Annotated in this window: 10 protein-coding genes and 1 pseudogene; 3 read left to right on the top strand and 8 right to left on the bottom strand. The window is 67.2% G+C overall.

Features of this window, described 5'->3' with window-relative positions; all coding sequences use genetic code 11:
• From QZZ33_RS02995 to QZZ33_RS02970, 6 genes and pseudogenes are all read right to left on the bottom strand, one after another.
• A pseudogene (locus QZZ33_RS02995) lies at positions 1 to 187 on the bottom strand (c-type cytochrome biogenesis protein CcsB); the annotation flags it as partial.
• A gap of 5 nt (positions 188 to 192) precedes the next feature.
• Positions 193 to 1,857 (bottom strand): cytochrome c biogenesis protein ResB, encoded by a 1,665-nt coding sequence (locus tag QZZ33_RS02990; protein ID WP_291378050.1) that lies wholly within the window; start codon positions 1,855 to 1,857, stop codon positions 193 to 195.
• Positions 1,854 to 2,612, bottom strand: coding sequence for a cytochrome c biogenesis protein CcdA (locus QZZ33_RS02985; protein ID WP_291378052.1), 759 nt, complete (start codon positions 2,610 to 2,612; stop codon positions 1,854 to 1,856). Before QZZ33_RS02985 ends, QZZ33_RS02990 begins: the two co-directional genes overlap by 4 nt.
• Positions 2,612 to 3,214 (bottom strand): TlpA disulfide reductase family protein, encoded by a 603-nt coding sequence (locus QZZ33_RS02980; RefSeq protein ID WP_291378048.1) that lies wholly within the window; start codon positions 3,212 to 3,214, stop codon positions 2,612 to 2,614. The genes QZZ33_RS02985 and QZZ33_RS02980 overlap by 1 nt, the downstream gene beginning before the upstream one ends.
• The gene (locus QZZ33_RS02975; protein ID WP_291378046.1) at positions 3,211 to 3,831 is read right to left on the bottom strand and encodes a histidine phosphatase family protein; all 621 of its coding nucleotides are present in this window, start codon (positions 3,829 to 3,831) and stop codon (positions 3,211 to 3,213) included. Before QZZ33_RS02975 ends, QZZ33_RS02980 begins: the two co-directional genes overlap by 4 nt.
• A 7-nt stretch (positions 3,832 to 3,838) precedes the next feature.
• Positions 3,839 to 4,099, bottom strand: coding sequence for a glutaredoxin family protein (locus tag QZZ33_RS02970; protein ID WP_291378045.1), 261 nt, complete (start codon positions 4,097 to 4,099; stop codon positions 3,839 to 3,841).
• A 137-nt stretch (positions 4,100 to 4,236) separates the two neighbouring features.
• Between QZZ33_RS02970 and QZZ33_RS02965 the strand changes: the two genes are divergently transcribed.
• Positions 4,237 to 5,082, top strand: coding sequence for an HAD-IB family hydrolase (locus QZZ33_RS02965; RefSeq protein WP_291378042.1), 846 nt, complete (start codon positions 4,237 to 4,239; stop codon positions 5,080 to 5,082).
• 70 nt (positions 5,083 to 5,152) lie between these two features.
• On the opposite strand, the gene QZZ33_RS02960 is transcribed toward QZZ33_RS02965, so the two are convergent.
• Positions 5,153 to 5,251 (bottom strand): AURKAIP1/COX24 domain-containing protein, encoded by a 99-nt coding sequence (locus QZZ33_RS02960; protein ID WP_005504750.1) that lies wholly within the window; start codon positions 5,249 to 5,251, stop codon positions 5,153 to 5,155.
• A 65-nt stretch (positions 5,252 to 5,316) separates the two neighbouring features.
• Positions 5,317 to 5,547, bottom strand: coding sequence for a helix-turn-helix domain-containing protein (locus tag QZZ33_RS02955; protein ID WP_291378039.1), 231 nt, complete (start codon positions 5,545 to 5,547; stop codon positions 5,317 to 5,319).
• A gap of 193 nt (positions 5,548 to 5,740) precedes the next feature.
• On the opposite strand from QZZ33_RS02955, the gene QZZ33_RS02950 reads away from it, so the two are divergent.
• Positions 5,741 to 7,114: a potassium transporter TrkG gene (locus tag QZZ33_RS02950; RefSeq protein WP_291378038.1), complete on the top strand. Its 1,374-nt coding sequence runs from the start codon at positions 5,741 to 5,743 to the stop codon at positions 7,112 to 7,114.
• Positions 7,107 to 7,769 (top strand): TrkA family potassium uptake protein, encoded by a 663-nt coding sequence (locus QZZ33_RS02945; protein WP_291378037.1) that lies wholly within the window; start codon positions 7,107 to 7,109, stop codon positions 7,767 to 7,769. The genes QZZ33_RS02950 and QZZ33_RS02945 overlap by 8 nt, the downstream gene beginning before the upstream one ends.
• The last annotated feature ends 6 nt before the right edge of the window (positions 7,770 to 7,775 follow it).

Raw genomic sequence — 7,775 nt, 5'->3', positions numbered from 1 at the left:
CCACGGCAGGATCGGGCGGAGCCGCGTCGGCGTCGCCTGCCGAGGCCGCTCCGGCGTCCACCAAGGCGGCCTGGCGCGCGTTCATGCGCTGCTCTGCCACGCGGGACAGCCGCACGGAGTACGCGACCATGGCGATCGCGTACAGGGTGGAAGCGGTCCACAGCGACATCAGGCTGAGGTCGGTCACGTTCACTAGTCCTCCTGGCGCGCACGGGGACGGGGCGCGGGCCTTCCCGTGGCAACTGCCAGGGCGCTCGCGAGTGCGCGGGTGGCCGCCTCGTCGTGCGGGGGCGCGAGCGCTGCGGCTTCCACGAGTGTACGTTCTCCGTCACCGGCGGTGAGAATCAGCCACAGCCGCCGACGCGGAGAGAACAGTGAGATGCCGATGCCCAGTAGTGACGCGAGCGACGTGGCAAGGATCCACGGCAGGGATGGGTCGGCGCGCAGGTCGAGCGCCACGAACCGTGGCAGCGACTCCCATGTGACCGTGCCGAGGCCGTCGGGAAGCGTGATGGTGTCGCCCGGCCGCAGGTCTACTACCAAGGGCAGGCCGTCGTCCCCGCGCACGGGGCTGAGTTGGGACTCGTCCAATTGATAGACGTTCTGCGGGATGCCGGTGTCGAGCCCCAGGTCGCCGGTGTACGCCGTGAGCAGGATGACGGGGTTGGTGGGCTGCGGGTTCACGGAGACGATGTTGCCGTCGGCCGTGGGGGCCGCTGACGGGTAGAGCGTGGCGCGGAACCCGAGCTGCTCCCCGCTGGTGACGTCCGGCACCTTGACAACGCCCGTGGACGTGTAGGCACCGTCTTGAGGCAAGAAGGGGACGGCGCCGGAGAAGGCGATGTTGCCGTCGGCGTCCTTCACCGTGAACGACGGCGCGTAGCCGTTGCCCTGGAGGTAGATCTTGCCGCCCTCGACCTCGAGCGGGTGGTTGACGCGGATGCTGTCGGTGAAGGCCGCGTCGCCTGGCCTCGTCACCGTCACGTCGGCCCGGAACGACACAGGACGCCCCGCCGCATCAAACGACGACTCGAACTGGTCGAGGCGCAGCGTGAACGGGTCGAGCCACGCCGGGTCGAACAGCCGACCGGATTCGAAGGAGTCGTATGCGACCACCGCATTGGTGAAGGTCTGCCCCTCGACCAGCACGGCCTGACCTCGGTAGGTGTACGCGGCACCGAACGCCATCGAGAACAACACCCCGACGAGCGCCGTGTGGAACAGCAAGTTCCCCCACTCGCGCAGAGCACCCTGCTCGAGAGCCACCGCCAGCTGGGGCGTGCCGTCGCGGGCGGTGCGCTCGTCCACGCGGGAGCGGTAGCCCACCAGACGGCCGACGCCCCTTCCGCGGCCCCAGGCGACCACAGCGTCGGCCGCGTGGGAGGCGGTCAGCGGCGAGGAGTCCTCGAGGCGCCCGTCGTAGCGCGCAAGCGAGCGGGGAGCGGCGGCCACTGCCGTGCGGGCGGCCTTGCCGTGGGTGATCGCACGGGGCACGATGCAGCCGACCAGCGACGCGAACAGCAACACGTAGATGGACGTGAACCAGGCCGAGCCGAAGACGTCCAGCATCCCCACGCCGTCCAGCACCGGCCCCCAGAAGGGGTTGTTGTCAACAAAGGACTGCGTCTTGGCCGCGTCTTGCGGCCACTGGGGGAGCAGCGAGCCGGGAATCGCCGCGAGGCCAAGGAGCAGCAGCAACACCAGCGCAAGGCGCATCGAGGTGACTTGGCGCCAGCCCCAGCGCAGCCACCCGCGCACACCGAGCCGTGGGGCCTGCGGGTACGCGTAGTTGTCGACGGAGAAGCGCTTGGGCTGCTCTGGCGCCTCGGGTTCTACGGGGCGGGACGCGTCGCTCATACGGCTACCCAGAACCCGTCAATCCACCCCTGCATCTCACCCGTGAGTAGCGTCCACAGCCCCGTCACCAGCAGCAGACCAAGCACGATCAACATGCCGCCGCCGACGCGCATGAGCGCCAGCCGATGCCGCCGCAACCATGCGAGCACGGCCTGCGAACGCTCCATCCACACCGCGAGTGCGATGAACGGCAGCCCCAGCCCCAGCGAGTACACGACCGCCAGGATCACGCCCCGAGCGGCCGTCGCCTCGCTGAGGGACAGGGTCAGCACGGCGGCCAGGGTGGGGCCGATGCACGGGGTCCAGCCGAGCCCGAACACGACGCCCAGGAGCGGCGCCCCCCACAGTCCGGCCTTGGGGGACAGGTGGATGCGCCGCTCGCGCTGCATGAACGGCACCGAGCCGAGAAAGACGAGGCCCATCACCACTACCAGCACGCCCAAGATGCGGGTGATGACGTCGAGCTGCCCTTCCACTTGTGCGCCGAGCGACGCGAAAGCCACCCCGAGCACCACGAACACGGCGGTGAACCCGAGCACAAAGAGCAGTACGCCCAGCACCAGCCTGGGCCGCGAGTTGCGGCCCGGCGTGCCCGCGCCAGCCATCGACGAGACGTAGCCCAAGTAGCCGGGCACTAGGGGAACCACGCACGGACTCACAAAACTGACCACGCCAGCGACAAGCGCCACCGGGAGCGCCAAGAGCAGCGATCCCGTGAGCACGGTGTCCGCGAAGGTGCCGCCCAGGCCTGCGATCACTCGGGAGCCTCCGCGCCGTCCGTGGGCGCGTCGGCGTCGCCGCCAGACGCGGCGTCCACGAGCGCTCGCAGCGTCGAGGGCTCAATCCGGCCGACGGCGCGGGCTGCCACGTAGCCGTCCGGGTCCAGAATCAGCGCGGTCGGCACGGCGCGCACCGCCACGAGGCCCTGAAGTTGGGCGATTGCGGTTCCGTCGGCGCCGTTGAGCGAGGGGTACTCGACGCCGAAGGTGCGTTCGAACGCCTTGGCCGTGTCGGCGTCGTCGCGGACGTTGACGCCCAGCACGCTCACCCCGTCGACCGCGTCGAGCTCGACCAGGTCTGGAGCCTCTGCGCGGCATGGGGGGCACGTGGCGTACCAGGTGGTCACCACGACCACCTCGCCGCGATAGTCGGTGACGTCCAGGGCGGAGCCATCGATGCCGGTACCGGTCAGTTCGAGGGGGCCCGGCCGCTCCCCGACGGCCCACTCGGTGACGGCGCCGTCACCAGAGACGTAGCCGGGCGACGTGTCCGCGTCAGGCGGGGCACACGCGGTAAGCCACAACGCGATCGCCACCACCACCGCGAGCAGCACCGCCAGCCTGGCCCGCCTGGTCACTTGGGCGCCTTGATGTGAGCGGCGGGGGTGGCGTACGTCATCTCGACCGGTGTGCCGTTCTCAAAGCGGAACGACGTCAGAGAGGCCAGGGCGCACTGCCGCTTGCGGGGATCGTGGAGGAAGCTACGTCGCTCGAACGCCGTGCGCGTCACCCAGATCGGCAACTGGTGGCTGACCATGACGGTGTCGCCCTCAGGAGTGGCAGCGGCGGCGTCGTGAATGGCCGCCCACATGCGTTCGGCCTGATCCTGATACGGCTCCCCCCACGACGGCCGCCAGGGGTTGCGAAGCTTCCACCAATTGCGCGGGTGAATGAAGTCCTTGACACCCGACTGCAGGGGCGCGCCCTCGTAGTCGTTGCCTGCCTCGATGATGCGCGGCTCGGTGTCTACATCCAGGCCGAAGGCGCGGGCGATGGGAGCGGCGGTCTCTTGAGCGCGTTGCAGTGGAGACGCGATCACCCTGGACACTGGCAGCCCGGTCTCGACCAAGTACTCCGTGACGGCGTCCGCCATCTGGCGCCCGGTGTCTGACAGGCGAAACGACGGCAGGCGACCGTACAGCACGCCATCCGGGTTGTGTACATGACCGTGACGCACAAGGTGGACTGTCGGCATCTGCCTATTATCCCCCCACCACGCCAGGGTTCGTGTCGAGCGCGAGGCGCACCAGTTCCGGACGGATTCGCCAGTACCCCACTTGCACGCCGTCGACCTCGACCACGGGAGTCAGGTCGCTCAGTCGCGCGCGCACTGCCGGGTCGGTGTCGATGTCGACCTCCCGCCACGCCACACCGTTTTCGGCGCACACCTCAAGCACGAGTTGCCTGGCGTTGTCACACAGATGGCAGCCCTTGCGGGTGTACAGCACGACGCGCTCATTCACACCGCAACACTAGGCCGACTTGGCTCTGGACGAAACCTGCGGGCTGCCAGCGCACATTCTGCGCGGTCACGCCACCGGGGGCGCGGTCCTTCGGAACTGGGGCTCGCGACCGCTCCGTACGCAGTTAGGCTGGCCTCATGACGCGTCAGGAGCCGGTCGCGCCGAACCCTGTCGCCGCATTCTTTGACGTGGACAACACGATCATCCGCGGCGCCAGTGCCTTCCACATCGCGCGCGGTCTCAAGCAACGGGGCTACTTTCGCAACCGCGATCTGATCCGGTTTGGCTGGGAACAGCTCAAGTATGTGGTGTTTGGCGAGTCGCAGGAACAGATGACGTCGGTGCGCAGTGAGGCGCTATCGATCATCAAGGGCTGGTCGGTGGCCGAGATGGCCGCAATCGGCGAAGAGGTCTACGACGAAATCCTCGCCATGCGCATCTTCCCCGGCACCAAGGCGCTCATCGACGAGCACCGCGCCCAGGGCCACGAGGTGTGGTTTGTGACCGCCTCGCCAGTGGAGATCGGGCGTCTCATTGCGCGTCGCCTCAACGCCACAGGGGCGCTTGGCACGATCGCGGAGCACAAGGGAGGCCTCTACACGGGGCGGCTCGTGGGCGACATGATGCACGGAGAGGCCAAGGCCGTCGCCGTGCGCGAACTGGCCGCTCGCAAGGAGCTCGACCTGTCGCGGTGCTTCGCCTACGGCGACTCCATGAACGACGCGCCGATGCTGGGCGCGGTGGGTCACGGCTGCGCCATCAACCCCGACTCGCGCTTGCGACGCCACGCCAAACGGAATGGGTGGCCCATCCAGGAATTCCGGGGACGCAACCCTCAGGGTCGGCGCTCGATCGTGCGATCGAGCCTCACTGGCTTTGTGTGGATCACGATGAAGGTGCTGCGAGGCATCGGGCACACGCTGCTCACGCCTTTGCGGGCGCTCAAGAGGCGCCGCGGCGCGGTAGCTGACGACGCTGTGTAGGCAGGCTCCGCGGGTGCGGACACGACAAAGCCCGCACCCTCGACGGGCACGGGCTCAGCGTTGACAGCGCCTACTTCTTGTTGCGGCGCTGGTGGCGAGTCTTGCGAAGCAGCTTGCGGTGCTTCTTCTTCGACATGCGCTTGCGACGCTTCTTGATGACGGAACCCACGGAACCTACCTTGTTCGGATGCTTGCGGCTGGCGGAGGCACGCGACGGGCGCGTGACACGGTGTCTTAGCCTACAGCCGTGACGCCCGAACCGCCATCCTGGTCCAGATCGGACGTGATGGCCGCGCGCTCGACGAACTCTTCCGCCGCCGCTTGGGGCACTCGGAAGGATTTCCCGAACCGCACTGCGGGCAGGTCTCCGTTGTGTACCCATCGGTACACGGTCATGCGCGATACCCGGCACATGTCGGCAACCTCCGCAACCGTGAGGAAGCGCAGCGACGTGTTCTCAGACAACCCAAGTCTCCTTTGATGCACTCGCCGGTTCTATCGGCTGAATGCCTCTCCCACTGTAGGGGTTGCCTGCACCGTTGTGAAGAAGACCAAAAGTGCCGATGACTATCAAGGCGGGCGCGTTCGCGTGCCACAGTAGGTGCTGGTGTCCCCCAGCGGCACCCACTGCACACGGGACAGACGGGAAAGGAGTGGGATGGCCAGCCAGCGGACGACGCGCGAATGGGTCGGCGACCAGCTCGACAATCTCGCTTTGCAGCACCCCGCACGCATCGCGTTGGGGGCGTTCGGTTCCGTCATCCTGCTGTTCACGGGCCTGTTGTCGCTGCCGGGCGCCACGGTGGATGGGCATCGCGCGCCGTTCATCGATGCGCTGTTCACCGCCACCAGTGCCGTCTGCGTCACAGGCCTCGTCACTGTCGACACCGGGTCCTACTGGTCCCCTATGGGTCTGACGATCATCGCGATCGGGATCAAAGTCGGTGGCCTTGGCATCATGACCCTTGCGTCTCTGGTGGGACTTGCCGTGAGCAGGCGTCTCGGACTGACCCAGCGCATTCTCGCGGCGGGCGAGGCGCGCGCCACCGGACTTGGCGACTTGCGCTCGCTCCTGAAAACCATCGTCATCGTGTCCACCACGGCCGAGGCGATCATCGCGCTCGCGCTGTTCCCGCGCTTCCTCACGCTCGACTACGGCCTGGGTAAGTCGGCAGGTTACTCGGTGTTCTATGCGATCTCCGCGTTCAACAACGCTGGCTTTGTGCCCGACCCGATCGGCCTCATTCCGTACGCGGGAGACCTGTGGATGCTCTTGCCCATCGGCCTGGGTGTCTTTGTGGGGGCGCTGGGCTTCCCCGTCTACCTGAACGTGTTGCGCGAGTGGCGCCGCCCCCGCCGCTGGACCCTGCACACCAAGCTCACGCTCGTCACCATCGCTGGGCTCACGGTGGTGTCCGCCACCTTCTTGGCACTGTTCGAGTGGACCAACCCCAACACGCTTGGCCACGCCAGCACAGCGGAGACGATCGGCAACATCTTCTTCCAGTCCATCAATCAACGCTCGGGGGGCTTTGCCTCTATTGATATCGGACAGGCCCGCGAGACAACCTGGCTACTCGAGATCGTGCTGATGTTCATCGGCGGCGGTTCAGGGTCGACCGCTGGCGGCATCAGGGTGACGACGCTGGCCGTGCTGCTCCTCGCGATCTGGGCGGAGGCGCGTGGCCGCCGCGACATCGAGGCTTTCGGAAAGCGCATCGGCACCGAAATCCTGCGCCTCGCGGTGTCCGTCACCTTGGTGAGCTTGGCCGTCGTGATCCTGGGAACCACGGTGTTCCTGTGGCAGACGGGCATCAAGTTGGACCAGGCCCTGTATGAGGTCGTGTCCGCCTTTGCGACCTGCGGGCTGAGCACCGGCATCACGCCGACGCTAGAGGCGGACGCGAAGGCCACCCTCGTCGTCATGATGTATGTAGGACGTGTCGGCTCGCTGACCGTGGTCGCAGCGCTAGCGTTGAGTAAGCGGCGGCGCGTGGTGCGCTACCCCAAGGAGAGGCCCCTCATTGGCTAACGAGACTCAAGACCAAGGCGTCCTTGTCATTGGGCTAGGCCGCTTCGGCTCTGCACTGGCGGACACCCTCGACCTCATGGACGTCGAGGTACTCGCGGTGGAGAGAGACCCCGACCTTGTGGAGCGGTGGTCCGCACGCCTGCCAGTGGTCGAGGCCGACGCCGCAGATCCCCGCGCGCTCGAACAGATCGGCGCCAAGGACTTCGGCGCGGCCGTCGTAGGTGTCGGCACCTCACTTGAGGCGTCCGTGCTCATCACCGGCAACCTCGTCGACATCGGCATCAAGGAGATCTGGGCGAAGGCCACCACGGCGGAGCACCAACGCATCCTGGAACGCATCGGCGCCCACCACGTCGTCTTGCCAGAGGCCGACGCTGGCGCGCGGGTCGCGCACTCCGTGGGCGGCAAGATGCTCGACTACATCGAGGTGGAAGACGGCTTCACCATCGTGAAGATGCGTCCCCCCAAGGAGACGCACAACTTCCGCCTGGACCAACTCGACCTGCGCAACAAGTACGGCATCCAAGTGATCGGCGTGAAGTCCCCAGGCGAGGACTTCGAGTACGCGGGGCGTGACACGACCATTCGCCCAGATGACCTCTTGGTGGTCGCTGGCGACGGCGAGCTGCTGGAGCGGTTCTCCCAAAGGCCGTAGCGCCGT

Source organism: Demequina sp. (assembly GCF_016278775.1).
GTDB lineage: Bacteria > Actinomycetota > Actinomycetes > Actinomycetales > Demequinaceae > Demequina.
Note: the sequence above shows the minus strand (reverse complement) of the source record. Positions and strands in the feature narration are given on the sequence as shown.

Excerpts from the sequence above, each read along its gene's own strand:
- QZZ33_RS02975 (WP_291378046.1), bottom strand. The coding sequence starts at position 3,831 with ATGCCGACAGTCCACCTTGTGCGTCACGGTCATGTACACAACCCGGAT.
- QZZ33_RS02990 (WP_291378050.1), bottom strand. The coding sequence starts at position 1,857 with ATGAGCGACGCGTCCCGCCCCGTAGAACCCGAGGCGCCAGAGCAGCCC.
- QZZ33_RS02950 (WP_291378038.1), top strand. The coding sequence starts at position 5,741 with ATGGCCAGCCAGCGGACGACGCGCGAATGGGTCGGCGACCAGCTCGAC.
- QZZ33_RS02965 (WP_291378042.1), top strand. The coding sequence starts at position 4,237 with ATGACGCGTCAGGAGCCGGTCGCGCCGAACCCTGTCGCCGCATTCTTT.